The 16,882-nt window shown below is 47.6% G+C and carries 10 protein-coding genes and 3 tRNA genes; 10 read left to right on the top strand and 3 right to left on the bottom strand.

Translation table 11 applies throughout. From position 1 onward, the window contains the following. Window positions 1–58 precede the first annotated feature (58 nt). On the top strand, window positions 59–2,383 hold the full coding sequence (tamL, locus tag HMPREF9442_RS02690; protein ID WP_008625086.1) for a translocation and assembly module lipoprotein TamL: 2,325 nt from the start codon (window positions 59–61) through the stop codon (window positions 2,381–2,383). On the opposite strand, the gene HMPREF9442_RS02685 is transcribed toward tamL, so the two are convergent. Continuing rightward, window positions 2,349–2,798, bottom strand: coding sequence for a hypothetical protein (locus HMPREF9442_RS02685; protein ID WP_008625078.1), 450 nt, complete (start codon window positions 2,796–2,798; stop codon window positions 2,349–2,351). The genes tamL and HMPREF9442_RS02685 overlap by 35 nt on opposite strands. A gap of 234 nt (window positions 2,799–3,032) precedes the next feature. Here HMPREF9442_RS02685 and HMPREF9442_RS02680 point away from each other — a divergent pair, with 234 nt between their 5' ends. The 9 genes from HMPREF9442_RS02680 to phoR all read left to right on the top strand — a co-directional run bounded on the left by HMPREF9442_RS02680 (window position 3,033) and on the right by phoR (window position 14,506). Beyond that, a complete protein-coding gene (locus tag HMPREF9442_RS02680) occupies window positions 3,033–5,852 on the top strand; it encodes a glycoside hydrolase family 38 N-terminal domain-containing protein (RefSeq protein WP_008625070.1) in 2,820 nt (939 codons plus the stop codon). 74 nt (window positions 5,853–5,926) lie between these two features. After that, on the top strand, window positions 5,927–6,736 hold the full coding sequence (locus tag HMPREF9442_RS02675; protein WP_172604631.1) for an MBL fold metallo-hydrolase: 810 nt from the start codon (window positions 5,927–5,929) through the stop codon (window positions 6,734–6,736). 72 nt (window positions 6,737–6,808) lie between these two features. Continuing rightward, window positions 6,809–6,881, top strand: a tRNA-Lys gene (locus HMPREF9442_RS02670). Window positions 6,882–6,896: 15 nt separating this feature from the next. After that, window positions 6,897–6,969, top strand: a tRNA-Lys gene (locus tag HMPREF9442_RS02665). Between the two features lie 139 nt (window positions 6,970–7,108). Further along, on the top strand, window positions 7,109–8,311 hold the full coding sequence (locus HMPREF9442_RS02660) for a pyridoxal phosphate-dependent aminotransferase (protein ID WP_008625064.1): 1,203 nt from the start codon (window positions 7,109–7,111) through the stop codon (window positions 8,309–8,311). Window positions 8,312–8,324: 13 nt separating this feature from the next. After that, window positions 8,325–9,569, top strand: coding sequence for an ABC transporter permease (locus HMPREF9442_RS02655; protein ID WP_008625062.1), 1,245 nt, complete (start codon window positions 8,325–8,327; stop codon window positions 9,567–9,569). Window positions 9,570–9,689: 120 nt separating this feature from the next. After that, window positions 9,690–11,951: an inorganic phosphate transporter gene (locus HMPREF9442_RS02650; RefSeq protein ID WP_008625061.1), complete on the top strand. Its 2,262-nt coding sequence runs from the start codon at window positions 9,690–9,692 to the stop codon at window positions 11,949–11,951. 76 nt (window positions 11,952–12,027) lie between these two features. Then, window positions 12,028–12,726, top strand: a complete 699-nt coding sequence (gene phoB, locus HMPREF9442_RS02645) for a two-component system response regulator PhoB (RefSeq protein WP_008625051.1) — start codon at window positions 12,028–12,030, stop codon at window positions 12,724–12,726. Between the two features lies 1 nt (window position 12,727). Beyond that, on the top strand, window positions 12,728–14,506 hold the full coding sequence (gene phoR, locus HMPREF9442_RS02640; protein WP_008625050.1) for a two-component system sensor histidine kinase PhoR: 1,779 nt from the start codon (window positions 12,728–12,730) through the stop codon (window positions 14,504–14,506). Window positions 14,507–14,575: 69 nt separating this feature from the next. Here the strand turns inward: phoR and HMPREF9442_RS02635 are convergent. Beyond that, window positions 14,576–14,649: transfer RNA gene (locus HMPREF9442_RS02635), tRNA-Arg, on the bottom strand. A 144-nt stretch (window positions 14,650–14,793) separates the two neighbouring features. Continuing rightward, window positions 14,794–16,848, bottom strand: a complete 2,055-nt coding sequence (gene htpG, locus HMPREF9442_RS02630) for a molecular chaperone HtpG (protein ID WP_008625049.1) — start codon at window positions 16,846–16,848, stop codon at window positions 14,794–14,796. Window positions 16,849–16,882: the final 34 nt, after the last annotated feature.

Genomic DNA, 16,882 nt, shown 5'->3' with positions numbered 1-16,882 from the left:
GTTTTTGTGTCCGCCTAAACCGTTTTATTGGGAAAAATGATGTATTTTTGTATTTGAAATGGCACTTATGCGGAAACTTTTATACAGTATGGCCGGGGGAATCATCATGGCGTTGCTGGGCGCTTGCTCAGCTACGAAATTCATACCCGAAGGCGAATATATGTTGGAAAGCGTTTCTGTGAAGTCGACGGATAAATCGCTCGATGCCACGTCGTTGAAAGGATACATTCGTCAGCATCCTAATTCCAAGTGGTTCAGCCTGCTGAAAGTCCCTATGGGGCCGTATGCCCTGTCCGGGCGGGACACGACTAAGCGAATCAACCGTTTCTTGCAACGGGTAGGAGAGGCGCCGGTAATTTTCGATACGGTACAGGCTAACCGTTCGGGAGAAAACATGTTGGCGGCTGTGAACAATTTGGGGTATCTTCATGCCCGGGTGAATCAGAAGCGTGCGGTGAAAGGGAAGAAGGTAAGGTTGGCATACGAGATTGTGCCGGGAGAGCGTTATAGGGTGAGAAACATCCGTTACCTTATAGAGGATTCTGTGGTGGAACGTATTGTCCGCGAACAAGCTTCATTGTCATCCTTGCAACCCGGAATGCCTTTCGATTTGAATGTGTTGGACGGAGAGCGCAGCCGCATCAGCAGTCGTTTGCAAAACAGCGGATATTATAAATTCAACAAGGAATATGTCCGGTTTGAAGCGGATACGTGCGTGGGGAACCAAAAGGTGGATTTGGATGTGGTGATACCTTTGTACCGGGCATCAGCGGAAAGCAATCCGGAACTTCACCGACGTTATAAAATTCACTCTGTTTCCTTTTCCGGCGATGCGGCGGCTTCTGACACGAGCCGTGATACTTCCCGATTGGACAGTATGGTCTATCGGGGTTTTCCTATCTATTACAAGCATAAACTGGCTTTTCGCCCTTCTGTCTTTACCAATAACAATGCAATCGAGCCGGGGCATCTGTACCGGGAGCGCGACGTACAACGGACTTATAGTAACTTCGGCCAGTTGGGAGCCGTGATGTTTTCCAATATCAAGATGGTGGAGAACGATTCCTTGCCGAATATGCTGGACGGATTCGTGACCGTGCACGAGAATAAACCGCGTTCGTTGGGAGCGGAATTGGAAGGTACCAATTCGGCAGGTGATTTGGGGGCGGCCTTGCTTCTGACTTACCAGAACCGGAATCTGTTTCGAGGCTCTGAATTGCTGTCCCTGAAACTTCGTGGGGCATTTGAAGCCATTACCGGTCTGGAAGGGTACAGTGACCAGAATTATATGGAAATCAGTGTGGAAGCCGGCCTGACATTCCCTAATTTCAGGTTGTTTCGCTTCAATGGCCGCGACCGTGGGTTGATGCGTGCCACTTCGGAGATCTCATTATTATATGATTCCCAAAACCGTCCTGAGTTTCATCGGCGTGTTTTGACTTCAGCTCTGCGTTACCGTTGGCAAAGCCCGAATGGTTTGCTCCGCCACCGTATCGACCTGATAGACTTGAACTACGTGTTCATGCCTTGGATTTCCGAAACATTCCGTAAGGATTACCTGGAAGACGAAACCGACCGGAATGCTATCCTGCGTTACAATTACGAAAATCTTTTTATCATGAGGTTAGGCTATAGTTTTACCTATAATTCGCAACGCAATGCAACGAGTATTGTGGATTACGGTAGCAATGCCTTGGGCATCCGTTTTAATGTGGAGTCGGCCGGCAATGTACTGTATGGTTTCTCTAATCTCTTTGGAGCCAACCGGAACGACCAAGGGCAATATACATTGTTCAATATAGCGTATGCACAGTATTTGAAAGGAGATTTCGACATCAGCAAGAGCTTCCGTTTCGACGACCGTAACTCGTTGGCTTTGCATTTTGGCGTAGGGGTAGCCTATCCATACGGAAACTCTACCATCCTGCCTTACGAGAAAAGGTATTTCAGCGGAGGAGCCAACAGTGTGCGAGGGTGGTCGGTCAGGGAATTGGGACCCGGACGTTTTACCGGGGGAGACGGACGTATAGACTTTATCAATCAGACCGGTGACATCAAATTGGACCTCAATGCGGAATACCGTACCTATCTGTTCTGGAAATTGCATGGGTCATTTTTTGTAGACGCCGGCAATATCTGGACTATCCGCGACTATGCCGAGCAGCCCGGCGGACAGTTCCGCATGCGGAGTTTCTGGCGGGAGATAGCCGTGTCTTACGGATTGGGATTCCGTTTGAATTTCGATTATTTCATCTTACGTCTGGACGGAGGTATGAAAGCCATTCATCCGGCGTATGATGATGTCCGTCATCATTACCCGATTATTCATCCGGACTTTAAGCGGGATTTCACTTTGCATTTTGCAGTGGGCCTTCCATTCTGACAAGCCATCGGCGGCCTTCTTTCCGTAAAGGGATGAGATATGCGGCTTCCGGAACAATACGGCCTTTTTGCTGTTCCAACGAATCGGCGGCAAGTGCTTGGCAAACGATGCAACGTACGAGTGCCGTGCTGTCGTTGATTTGTTGGCATTCTGTTGAACTTACGTATGCTTCTTCCGGGGCAGACCGTACGGCTTCGAGGTCGTGTTCGGTGATGTTCGACGCGCGGAAAGCCATCCATTTACGGGAATCCTCGGTACAATTCCCGTATGCTTTGTCGAAACGCAGGTTGAAATAATTTTCCGCAAATTCCTTAGCCCTGCTGTTTACTTGTTCCTCTTCTTTGTTGGTGCATCCGGCTGCTCCTAATCCTGTAAGCAGGCATAAAACCAGAGGCCACCTTTTCCTTTTCGTCATTTTTTAATGCTTTTACGTCTTTCAGTGAAGTACCGTTTGGCCTCACCGTCTGATTTCGTAATTTTACAACGCAAATATATGTCTTTTCCGGCGATGGCCAATGAAAAGGAGAAACATTTTTGACGAATCCTAACTATTTAATCACAATAAATCACTATGAGATTACAGAATTTGTTTTTGGGGATGCTCTTTTGAGGGGCGGCTTTTCATTCGGTTTGTTCCGCAGCGTCTCCGGTGCTTCAGGCGAAGCTGTATCCGGCTGTGTATAAATCTTCTTCAGGTCCGGTCCGCCGGGTGGCTGTGACGGTAGGCTATGACGGACAGGTCACAGAGGCGGAATTGGCGTTGGGCAGGTTGGTGCAGCATGTCCGTTTGGAAAAGGGGGAAAATCATTTTGTATTTGATATTCCTGACGCTGGCGTGGACCGTACATTGCCGTTGTCTTTACGCACCGGGCAGGTGTCTTTGGCTTCGGATGAAATAAAAGTACCGGTAGCCCGGCATTGGCAGATGAATCTGGTGCAGCATACACATACGGACATCGGCTATACTCGTTCGCAGATGGAGATTTTGGCAGAACATTTGCGTTACATAGATTATGCTTTGGATTATTGTGATGCCACGGATCATTATCCGGATGCCGAGCGGTTCCGATGGACTTTCGAGGTGTCTTGGCCCGTGAAAGAGTATTTGAAAAATCGTCCGGCTTCCCAGGTCGAACGTTTGAAACGCAGGGTGAAAGAAGGGCGAATTGAGTTGGGTGCCATGTACCTGAATTTTGATGAGTTGCCGGACGAACAGACCTTGGCTGCATCCTTGGCTCCGTTGAAGTTGTTCCGGGAGGAAGGGTTACGGACGGACTTGGCCATGCAAGATGATGTAAACGGAATAGCCTGGTGTTTCAGTGAATATTTTGCCGACGCAGGAGTGAAGTACCTGAATATGGGGACGCATGGGCATCGGGCATTGATATGCTTCGATAAGCCCACGGTATTTTGGTGGGAGTCGCCATCGGGGAAAAAAATCCTGGCTTACCGTGCGGAACATTACCATCAGGGGAACTATTGGGGTGTGCACAACCCTGATGATTTCACAAAGTTCGAGCAATGCGTGTGGGATTATCTGGGGCAACTGGAAGCTAAGGGATACCTGTATGACATTTGTGCCATTCAGCATTCCGGGTATCTGACCGATAATGCTCCTCCTTCCACCCGGAGTTGCGAGATGGTGAAACGTTGGAATGAAAAGTACGAATGGCCTAAATTACGTTCGGCAGTCGCTACGGACTTTATCAAGACCGTGGAGCGTGATTATGCCGGGCAGATACCCGTCATTCGGGGAGCGTGGCCGGACTGGTGGACGGATGGGTTTGCTTCCGGAGCACGCGAAGCGGCTGTTTCCCGTACTACCCATTCCCATGCGATTGCCGGGCAAGGCGGTTTGGCTTTGGCAAAACTGGCCGGAGCCGAGTTGCCCCACGGGGTGATGGGGAAGGTGAGTGGCATGAACGAAGCCCTGCTTTTCTATGATGAGCATACGTTCGGGTATTGCGAGAGTGTGCGTGACCCGTATGGCCGGGAGACGTGGGAGCAACGCTCGCTGAAACAGTCGTATGCGTGGGAGGCTTACCGGCATGCCGGATTGTTGGGCGAGGCGGTAATGGGGCTTTTGCAGTCTTTTATTCCGAAAACGGATGAGCCTTCCGTATTGGTTTTCAATACATTGAACTGGAGCTATAGCGGAATAGCCAAGGTGTATGTAGACCATCAGCTTTTGCCGCGCGACAAAGCTTTTGAGATTACGGATGCGTCGGGACGTAGCGTTCCTGCTCAGGCCGGTGAGAGCCGTTCGGACGGAACGTATTGGTATATTTATGTCCGGGATGTACCGGCTTTGGGCTTCATCCGGTGTCGCATAGACGTGAAAGACGAGCCATTGCCGTCCGAAGCATCCGCAGGGAGTTTGTCCGGTACGCATGTAGAGAATGAGTGGTATGGTCTTGATTTCAATCTGCAACGGGGCACCATTTCCCGACTTTACGACAAAGACCTGCAACGGCAGTTGTTGACGGAGGATGCAGAATGGGAGTTGGGAGAATTCATTTATGAGACGATAGACGACCGGGGCGCTTTGGAGCGATATACGTACCCACGCTTTACACGCAGGCATCCGGAGAAAATGCGCTTCGAGGCGTACGAGGAAGGGGCTATATGGGATACTTACCGTTTCAAAGGAGAGACGGCAGCCGGGATAGGGCATGATAATCTGACGGTGGAGTACCATATATATAAGGTAGAGAAAAAGATAGAAGTGGTTTACAGTTTGCGTAAAAAAGCAGAGGCAGAGCCGGAAGCCGTATATGTGTCTTTTCCGTACCAGATAGAGGGCGGCAGAATCTTTCTGGACGTGCCCGGCGGAAATATCGAAGCCGGGATAGACCAGATTCCCGGCTCGTCTAACGATTGGTACACCGTGCAGAATTTTGCAGCGGTACGCAGTTCGGAAGTCCAGGTCGTAATGGGAAGCCCTGAAATACCCCTGATGCAATTCGGTGCCATCAATACCGGACGTTATCAGTCTGGTGCCGTACCCCAGACTACTAATATGTATTCCTGGCCGATGAATAACTATTGGACTACCAATTTTAACGCAGACCAGACCGGAGGTTTGCAGTGGAGTTATTTCATCACTTCGTCGGCGGACACGACAGCCGGATTTGCCACGCGTTTTGCTTGGGAAAACCGGATTCCTTTCCTGACCCGGGTACTTCAGGCCGGCGGCCGTGAAGGTAAGGCTGCGCCCTCTTGCGGAACTTTTCTCACGCTTCGCCCGGATAACCTCTTGTTGGTCAACATGTCACCGGTGGAGGGGGAACATGCCGTGATGCTGCATTTACGTGAAACGGATGGTCGGCCGGCAGTCTTTGCTGTTACTTCCGATTGTGTGAAGATACGGAAAGCCACGGTTTGTGACGTGACAGGAAAACCAATCGACGAGAAGGGGAAAGCGGAGTTCAGGCCGTGGGAGAGTAAATTTATTAAATTGAGCTGGTAAGGCAGGAGGGCGGGAAAGAAATATTTGTCCGTTCTTTCATGTTTTCGTATATTTGCATAAACAAAAATACGGATATGCTGAAGTTTATTTGTCTGGGGAGCGGCAGTAGCGGAAACAGCTACTTCCTCTTCTCAGAAAATTATGGGATATTGATTGATGCCGGAATTGGGATACGAACACTGAAAAAACATTTTAATACTTGCGGGCTTTCTTTGAAACAAATAAAGGCCGTATTGATTACGCACGACCATGCAGACCACGTCAAAGCTGTCGGGAGCTTGGCGAATGAATACGGGATTCCGGTCTATGCCACCGAACTTGTGCACGGCGGAATCAAGCGTAATTATTGCGTACATCCTAAGTTGAAGGAAGAAAACATACGTTTCTTGCAGAAAGGACAGACCTTGGAGCTAGACCATTTTGTAATCACGCCTTTCGATGTGCCTCATGACAGTGCGGACAATGTGGGCTACAGCGTGCAATACGGAGATGTCAATTTTTGCCTCATTACCGATGCCGGACATGTGACCGAACAATTCGGTGGCTATATCGCCCAAGCGAATTATCTGGTATTGGAGGCCAATCATGACGAAGACATGTTGATGATGGGGCCGTATCCGGCTTATCTGAAAGGACGGATTAGCGGTGATTACGGACATTTGAGTAATAAGGTTGCGGCGCAGCTGTTGGCGGAGCATGTTACGGACAGGCTTCGGCATGTATGGTTGTGCCATATCAGCGAGGAGAACAATCATCCGGAACTGGCGCGAAAAACGGTTGATACTTGTCTCCGTTCCGCAGGGATTGTCTCAGGAAGGGACTTTGAACTGGAAGTGTTGAAGCGCCGTATACCTTCCGAAATTTACGAATTGGAAAAAAAATAAGAAAAAGAGGGGCGAAAGTTTGGAGGGTTAAATAAAAAGCCCTACCTTTGCACTCGCAAAATCAAAGATGATGCGTCCTTAGCTCAGTTGGTAGAGCAATTGACTCTTAATCAATGGGTCCAGGGTTCGAATCCCTGAGGGCGTACTTCAAAAATTGTTTGCGTCCTTAGCTCAGTTGGTAGAGCAATTGACTCTTAATCAATGGGTCCAGGGTTCGAATCCCTGAGGGCGTACAGAAGGCAGCCTTAGGGTTGCCTTTTTTGTTGACAGGTGAGCGGTTTATGGATTTTGTAGGCTGATTTGTTGCTTGTTTTATGTTGAAATGCTATCTTTGCATGAATTTCGAACCAATAAAAACAAAAAAGAAAAGACATGCCTAAAATATCCGTTCGCGGTCAGGAAATGCCGGAGTCACCGATTCGCAAATTGGCTCCGTTGGCCTTTGAGGCTAAAAGTAGAGGGATACATGTGTACCATTTGAATATCGGCCAGCCTGATTTGCCGACTCCGCGAGCGGCCATAGATGCTATCCGACACATAGACCGGACGGTTTTGGAATATAGCCCGAGCCAGGGATATTTGAGTTACCGGGAAAAGTTGGTCGGATATTATGCCAAATACAATATCAATCTTACGGCGGACGACATCATCATCACGTCGGGAGGTTCGGAGGCTGTATTGTTCGCATTCCTCTCTTGCCTGAATCCGGGCGACGAAATCATCGTTCCCGAACCGGCATACGCTAATTACATGGCATTTGCCATTTCGGCGGGGGCGGTCATCCGTACGATATCCACTACGATAGAAGAAGGCTTTTCGTTGCCGAAGGTCGAGAAGTTCGAGGAGCTGATTAACGAACGTACGCGGGCCATTCTGATTTGCAATCCGAACAACCCCACGGGATACCTCTATACGCGCCGTGAGATGAACCAGATTCGCGACTTGGTGAAGAAGTACGATTTGTATCTTTTTTCGGATGAAGTGTACCGTGAGTTTATCTATACCGGTTCTCCCTATATCTCGGCTTGCCACTTGGAGGGGATAGAAAACAATGTGGTGCTGATAGATTCCGTATCCAAGCGGTATAGCGAGTGCGGCATACGTATCGGTGCGTTGATAACGAAGAATGTGGAGGTTCGTAAGGCCGTGATGAAATTTTGCCAGGCCCGTTTAAGCCCTCCCTTAATCGGACAGATTGCGGCGGAGGCTTCGCTCGACGAGCCTGAAGAATACGGACGGGAAGTGTATGACGAATATGTGGAGCGGCGTAAGTGCTTGATTGACGGGTTGAACCGTATCCCTGGAGTGTATTCTCCCATCCCCATGGGGGCTTTCTATACGGTGGCCAAGCTTCCCGTAGACGATGCCGAGGAGTTTTGTGCATGGTGTTTGAAAGACTTTGATTATGAGGGGGAGACTGTGATGATGGCTCCGGCGGCAGGATTCTATACTACGCCCGGTTCGGGTAAGAACGAGGTGCGCATAGCTTACGTGTTGAAGAAAGAAGATTTGACGCGTGCCCTTTTTGTATTGCGCAAGGCATTGGAGGCATATCCCGGCCGTGTAGCGGAATAAGACGGCAAGAGGGATGAATTTCAATTTGTTTATAGCCCGAAAGCTGTTCCGTGAGCACGGTGATGTGAAAAAAGTATCGCGTCCGGCCATATTGATAGCTACGTCCGGAGTGGCTGTCGGTTTGGCCGTGATGGTTATTTCGGTGTGCGTGGTGTTGGGCTTCAAACAGGAAATCAGTTCGAAAGTCGTTGGATTCGGTTCTCATATACAGATTCAAAACTATGCGTCGGTCACGACGAATTCCCCTCAGCCTATTGCGATACCTTCTGCTTTGATGAAGGAGGTCGGGGACGTGGAAGGGGTGGCGCATGTGCAGCGTTTTTGCAATAAGGAGGGAATACTCAAGACGGATGCCGATTTTAAAGGTATCCTTTTGCACGGTGTGGGGGTGGAATTCGATACATCTTTCCTGAAAGCCCACATGGAAGAGGGGGAACTACCGTCTTTTTCTGATACGGTGGCTTCCAACCGGATTGTCATATCCCGGCAGATAGCCGATGAATTGCATTTGGAAGTTGGCTCTAAAGTGTTTGCCTATTTCTTCGAGAACTCCGTGCGTACCCGTCGTTTTACGGTGTCGGGTATTTATTGTACGCATTTGACGGAGTTCGACAAGGCTTTGGTTTTTACGGACATTTATACTTGCAACCGTTTGAATGCGTGGGCTCCGGACCAATATAGTGGAATGGAAATCGCCGTGAAGGACTTGGACCGTGTGGACGAAGTTGCTAGTGTGTTGGTTAAGCGTATGAATCGGGAAACGGACGCTTATGGTGGTTCGTATGTGGCCATGACGATACAGGAACTTTATCCTCAGATATTTGCATGGCTCAGTCTTTTGGATGTCAATGTGTGGGTCATTTTGGCTTTGATGGTATCAGTAGCAGGGTTTACGATGATTTCCGGTTTGCTTATTATTATATTGGAACGCACGAATTTTATCGGGATCATGAAAGCATTAGGAGCGACCAACCGTGGCATCCGCCATATTTTCTTGTATTTTGCCGTGTTCGTCATGGGGAAAGGATTGCTTTTGGGAAATATAATAGGTATAGGCATAGTGCTTCTTCAGCATTATGCAGGAATATTCCGTTTGGATGCGTCGATATACTACGTGGATTCGGTACCGGTTTTGTTCAATTTCTGTTATGTGTTGGCTATCAACGTGGCAACTTTGGTGATATGCGTGTTTTCGCTTATCGTTCCGAGCTTCTTGGTTTCCCGTATTCATCCGGCTCGGTCTATTCGTTTTGAATAAACGTACATTATGGGAGTGGTTCGTTTGTGTTGCATTTTTGTGAAAAATGTTATAGGAATATAATGGTCGCAAAGGGGAAAATGCTTATCTTTGTCCCAAAATCAAATATGAAGTAATCGTATGGAATTTGTTTATTTGGGGATAGTCATATTCCTGTTTGCCCTTTCCACTTTTGATTTGTTCGTGGGGGTCAGTAATGATGCCGTGAATTTCTTGGGTTCGGCCATCGGTTCAAAAGTAGCGCGTTTCAAGACCATATTGATAATTGCCGCAGTAGGTATTTTTGTGGGAGCCACGACGAGCGACGGTATGATGGACATTGCAAGGCACGGCATTTTTCATCCAGAGTTCTTCACTTTCGAAGAGTTGATGTGCGTCTTTTTGGCAGTGGTTGCTTCAGATGTGATTTTGCTCGACATATTCAATACATTGGGAATGCCCACTTCCACCACGGTGTCGATGGTTTTCGAGTTATTAGGAGGCAGTACGGCATTGGCGTTAGTCAAGATGCTCCATGATTCTTCGCTTACCTACGCCGGTTTGATAAATACAGAAAAAGCTTTTACGGTTATTTTAGCCATTTTTCTTTCTGTCGCCATTGCTTTTGTTTTCGGAATGTTGGTGCAATGGATTTCCCGTCTCATTTTTACTTTTCACTATACCAAGCATCTTAAATATACCATAGGTTTGTTTGGAGGACTTTCTATTACTTCCATTGCTTATTTCTTGTTGGTAAAAGGTTTCGGCAGTGCTTCGTTCATGACTTCCGATATTAAAGTTTGGATTGCTGAGAACACACATACGATATTGATTTCTTTCATTATCGGATTTACGGTGCTGATGCAAGTCCTGCATTGGTGTAAGGTCAATGTTTTCAAGATTATAGTGCTCTTTGGTACGTTCTCTTTGGCTATGGCTTTTGCCGGGAACGATTTGGTGAATTTCATCGGTGTGACTTTAGCCGGTTTTTCTTCTTATCAGGATTTCTTGGCAACTCCAGGGGCAAATCCTGCCACCCATATGATGGGCGTGCTGAACGAACCGGCCGGTACGTCTGTCTTTTTCCTTATCGGGGCAGGAGTTATTATGACGATAGCTTTGATGACGTCGAAGAAAGCACAGAATGTCGTAAAGACTTCCGTCGACTTGTCCCGTCAGACAGCAGGCGACGAAATGTTCGGCTCTTCCCGTTTTGCCCGTCGGTTGGTGAGGAGCGTGATTAACAGCAACGAGTATGTAGTGGACCATATTCCTGCATGGATGAGGAAATGGATCAATTCACGTTTCAATCAGGATGAGGCTATTATTCCGAATGGTGCGGCGTTTGATTTGGTACGCGCTTCCGTGAACTTGGTGTTGGCCGGCTTGTTGATCGTAGTGGGTACGTCTCTGAAACTACCGTTGTCTACCACCTACGTGGCGTTTATGGTGGGTATGGGTTCGTCGTTGGCCGACCGTGCATGGGGACGCGAGAGCGCCGTGTTCCGCGTGACCGGTGTGATATCTGTGATTGGCGGATGGTTTATGACGGCCGGTGCGGCTTTCTTCTTGTGTTTCATCGTGACGTTGCTTGTGCATTTCGGTGGAGTGGTGGCCATGGTATTGCTCATTGTCGTGGTCGTGTTCATGCTTGTTCAGAATAACCGCAGCTATAAGAAGAAAATGGCGGCAGTACAGCGGGATGAGATTTTCACGGAGTTGGCGCAAACCAATGATAAGGATGAGGCTTGGGTGCTGTTGAACCGGCATATCAGTGCTTATCAATCGAAGATGGTAAAATATATATCGGGAGCTTACATGCAGACGACTTCCGGTTTGATTGCCGAAGATGTGAAAGTGTTGCGGCGGACTTTGAACCATTTGGAAGATGAACGGAAGAATTGGAAGGTAATCCGTCGGAAAGAATTGGTGGGATTACGTAAAATAGACCCGCTGCAAGCTGTTGAAAAAGATACATGGTTCCATTTGGCATGTAACAGTTGCGAACAGAGTTTATACTGCCTGAAGCGTATGTGTGAACCTTCATTAGAACACGTGGACAACAATTTCAATCCCATGCCTGAGGAATACGTGAAAGAATTCATGCCGATTCGGGAAGGGGTGGAAAAATTGATGAATGTCATTGCCGGCATGATAGAGACGAATAATTATGATAATGCGTTGCAGGTTCGGCAGTTTGGAGATGAGATGAAAGCCCAGTTGTCCCAACTCCGCAAGATTCAGCAAGACCGTATACGCAAGGGAGATATGGACAATCTGAAGATTGAATATCTTTATATGAGTACTTTGCAAGAGACACAGGAAATAATCGGCCACATGCGTCATTGGGTTCGTGCATGCCGCAGGTTCCAACAAGAAAAAGGTGTTGTAACGGTATTGTAACACGGGTTTCATATTCGTGCAACAACTAACTTGTAATTTTGCAATCGGAAAATAATAATCTAAAGCGGTAAGTCTGATGAATACAAATTACAGGATTCTCGTGGTGGACGATGAAGAAGATTTGTGCGACATCCTAAAGTTCAATCTGGAGAATGAGGGGTACGAAGTAGAAACGGCCAATTCGGCCGAAGAAGCACTAAAGATGGATTTGGCCAAGTTCCACCTTTTGCTGTTGGACGTCATGATGGGAGAAATCTCTGGTTTTAAGATGGCCAAGATGCTCAAGCAAGTGCGTGAGACTCGTGATATACCTATTATCTTTCTTACGGCACGTGATACGGAGAACGACGCTGTCACCGGATTCACTTTGGGGGCGGACGACTATATTTCCAAGCCCTTTTCCCTGCGCGAAGTGCAGATGAGAATCAAGGCTGTGCTTCGTCGTACGGCGCCGCAACAGGCGGTACCGGCTGCTTATATCGGTTTTAAGGAGTTGAAATTGGATCTTAACAAAAAAGAGGCCGTGCTGTGCGGCGAGGCGTTGCAGTTGACTAAGACCGAATTTGAGATTTTGCGCTTGTTGTTGGAAAATGAGGGCCGTGTGTTTTCGCGGGCTGAGATACTGCGTAGGATATGGAACAACGATGCCGAGGTGCTGGACCGGACGGTAGATGTGAACATAACCCGTTTGCGTAAAAAACTCGACGGATACGGAAAGTTTGTCGTCACCCGTTTGGGTTACGGATATTGTTTCGATACCTCTGTGAAAGATTGAGATGAAAAGAAAGTCATTGTCATTCAGCCAATATCTGTTTTTTTCCGTTATCGCTATTTATTGTGTTTTCGTAGCAAGTTTCTTGTATTATCAGTATCACCGCGAGAAGACGCATAAAGTGGAGTTGTTGAATTCTACGCTGACCATGTTCAACGTGGATTTGTATGATCACATGGCTGATACGGCCTTTTCAGTGAAAGATTATGTGGCGCGCTATCGTACACGGCACCATCTTCAGAAACTGCGTGTCACGCTCGTAGACCGCCATGGAAAAGTGATTTTCGATAATGATATTTCCTCCGAACATGTGAAGGATAATCACTTGGACCGTGAGGAAATACGTGAGGCATTGGCCGCAGGGAGCGGATATTCCATCAAAAGAACCTCAGAGACCCTTGGAGAGGAATTCTTTTATTCGGCGAATTATTTTCCGGAGAAAGAGTTGTTCGTGCGTAGCGCATTGCCTTACGATACGGATTTGATTGCCATGTTGAATGCCGACAAGGGGTATTTATGGTTTTCATTTTTGTTATCTGCCATTTTGTTCCTCGTCTTTTATAACTTGACGGCTCGTTTAGGGGCTATGATTACTCAGCTTCGCCTTTTTGCACGTCGTGCCGATCAGGACGAGGCTGTGGATACGAATGACTTGAAGGGATTGGGAAATACCGATTTGGGGCAGATTTCACGGCATATCGTCGATATTTATACACGGTTACGCAAGGCGAAGGACGATCTTTTCCGCGAGCGTGAGAAGCTTATCACACATTTGCAGATTTCCAATGAAGGACTGGCCGTTTTCAATCCGGGCAAGGATGTGGTTCTAGCTAACGGGCTTTTCATGCAATATGTGAATCTGATATCCGACAAGAACATCGGAAGAGTGGAGGATGTCTTTCAAGTGAAGGAATTGCAGCCATTGTTTGATTTTATAACGATGTCCCGCAAAAGTTTTACGCAGGGAGATCTTAGGCAGAAGTTGTTGGTCGTGGATAAAAACGGTTATGTGTTCAACTTGTCTGTGGCTCTTTTTGTGGATAACAGCTTTGAGATTTCCATTTCTGACATTACGAAACAGGAGGAACAAGCCCGCATGAAGCAGCAGATTACACAAAATATTGCCCATGAGTTGAAGACTCCCGTGAGCAGTATCCAAGGTTATCTGGAAACGATTCTGAATAATCCGGGACTTTCGCCGGATATGCTTAAGAAGTTTTTGGAGCGTAGCTTTGCGCAAAGCAACCGGCTGACGAACCTGTTGCAGGACATATCTACTCTGACCCGTATGACGGAGGCCGGTCAGATGATAGAGGTGACGGATGTGGATTTGGCTTCCATGATTCATAATATCGTGGCGGAACTGGCCTTGAAACTGGAGGAGAAGCAAATGACTGTGGGGATAAATGTTCCGGACAAGTTGGTGCTTCAAGGGAATTCTTCTTTGTTGTACTCTATTTTCCGTAATTTGATGGATAATGCCATTGCATACGCCGGAAACGGTACGCATGTGAACATCGTGTGTTATTCGGAAGACGAGGATGGTTATTATTTCAGTGTGAGCGATAATGGAGTAGGAGTGCCCTCCGAACATTTGGGACGCATCTTCGAACGTTTCTACCGTGTAGACAAGGGGCGTAGCCGGAAATTAGGAGGTACGGGCCTTGGGTTGGCCATCGTAAAGAATGCCGTGCTTTTCCATGGGGGGAATATCAATGCAAAGCCTTCGGGCGGCGGGCATGGTTTGGAATTCCTTTTCACGTTGAAGAAAAAGAAACTCTAAGGAGAAATTGTATTGAGTGGAGGATAAGAAAAACGGTTTGCAAATTCATTGAGTTTGCAAACCGTTTTGTGACTCCGACAGGATTCAAACCTGTAACCTTCTGATCCGTAGTCAGATGCTCTATTCAGTTGAGCTACGGAGCCGTTCTTGTTTTGATTTCGTGTGCAAAGGTATGGCTTTTTATTTAAATGTCCAAATGTTGAAGGATATTTTTTATATGAAAATCGCTATCCTTTTCGGGGATAGCGATTTTATCTTGCTTATTCTTGCAGTGGCAAGCATGTTAGTTATTGAATCAAGTCGATGCTGCGTTTTACGAAGTTGCTTAAGGCTTCGCCTGTCAGCATACCGTTTTGCAGCAATGCCAAGTCGATAAGCTGATGTACCTTCTTGTTGTTCTTGCCATAACCGGCCAGTACGTCGTTTTTCTTTTGTTCTTCCGCACTGATGTCCTGATGGCATTTGTCCAATTCATCCTTTTGTGCCTGGTCGATCTCTTCGGGCTTTTTGCCTTCCTGCTGCTGATGGAGTACGGCCTCGCGGGCATGCAGCCCTTTCAGTTCTGCTTCAATCGGCTTTAGTTGCTCAGCTGTAGAGGTTTCGCTGTCGGCCAATACTTCCTTAATCAGGCGGTGGTCCGTATTCAGTACCAGTGTGTACATATCTGGCATTTCACCATAGAACGACATGCCCGGCTGGATATGCGCCATGTCTTTCATACGACGCATGTATTCACTTTGCGTAATCATGACAGGCATACCGTTTTCTCCCATGCCTTGTGCCTCTACGTGGAATTCCGTTTTGTCCAACTTCGGCATCTGGAAATTGAAGATGGCCGAAAGGTTGGCACCCTTTTCGGAGTCCAGTTCTGTCTTGTTGGCATCCTCTTTCACGATAAGGCGGTCGATGATGTCGGCATCCACGCGGGTGAAACGGCTCTTTTCAAACTTGCGTTCCAACATGGAGACGATGGGAGTGTCCAGTTGTCCGTCGAGCAGCAATACGCTGTAGCCTTTGTTCTTGGCTGCTTCGATGTAGCTGTACTGTGCTTCCTTGTTTTGGGCATACAGGTAAATCAGGTTACCTTCCTTGTCCGTCTGGTTGTCTTTAATCAGTTGCTGGTATTCTTCGAACGTGAAGTATTTGCCATCACAATCCTTAAAGAGGGCGAAGTTCTTGGCCTTGTCATAGAAATCGTCCTGCGTCAGCATACCGTAGTTGATGAAAATCTTGATGTCATCCCATTTCTGCTCGAATTCCTTGCGGTCGTTCTTGAAGAGGCTTTGCAGGCGGTCGCTCACTTTCTTTGTGATGTAGCTAGAAATCTTCTTCACGTTGCTGTCGCTTTGCAGGTAGCTGCGGCTGACGTTCAACGGGATGTCCGGTGAGTCGATGACTCCGTGGAGCAAAGTGAGGAAGTCAGGCACGATGCCTTCCACGCTGTCCGTTACGTACACCTGGTTGCAGTACAACTGGATCTTGTTACGTTGCAGTTCGATGTTGTTCTTGATTTTGGGGAAATAGAGCACGCCCGTCAGGTTGAACGGATAGTCCACGTTCAGATGAATCCAGAACAGAGGCTCGTCGCTCATCGGGTACAATTCGCGATAGAACTCCTTGTAGTCCTCGTCTTTCAAATCCGACGGTTTCTTGGTCCATATCGGGGTAGTGTTGTTGATGACGTTGTCTTCTTCCGTGTCCACCTGTTTGCCGTCTTTCCATTCCGTTTTTTTGCCGAAGGCTACAGGTACGGGCAAGAAACGGCAGTACTTGCGAAGCAGCTCCTCAATCTTGTTCTTTTCCAAGAACTCTTTGCAGTCGTCGTCGATGTACATGATGATGTCCGTTCCGCGGTCGGCTTTTTCTGTTTCTTCTATTTCATAGGAAGGGCTTCCGTCACAGCTCCATTTCACGGCCTTTGCCCCTTCTTGATAACTCTTGGTCACGATTTCCACTTTCTTGCTCACCATGAAAGAAGAGTAGAAGCCCAGACCGAAGTGGCCGATGATGGCGTTGGCATCCTCTTTGTATTTATCCAAGAAGTCGTTGGCACCGGAGAACGCGATTTGGTTGATGTATTTGTCTATTTCTTCTTCTGTCATACCCAATCCCCTGTCGCTCACCGTGATGGTGCCATTGTCCTTGTCCACTTTGACACTGACTTTCAGTTCGCCCGTTTCGCCCTTGAAGTCTCCTTTGTTGGCCAATGTTTTCAACTTCTGCGTGGCGTCTACGGCGTTCGACACGATTTCACGGATAAAGATTTCATGATCGCTGTACAAGAACTTTTTGATGACGGGGAATATGTTCTCGGTCGTTACCCCAATGTTTCCTTTTTGCATGATATTTATTGCTTTTATTGTATGAAATTATCTT

The organism is Paraprevotella xylaniphila YIT 11841, assembly GCF_000205165.1.
In the GTDB taxonomy this organism is placed as follows: Bacteria; Bacteroidota; Bacteroidia; order Bacteroidales; family Bacteroidaceae; genus Paraprevotella; species Paraprevotella xylaniphila.
This window is presented reverse-complemented; position numbering and strand designations above follow the sequence as displayed.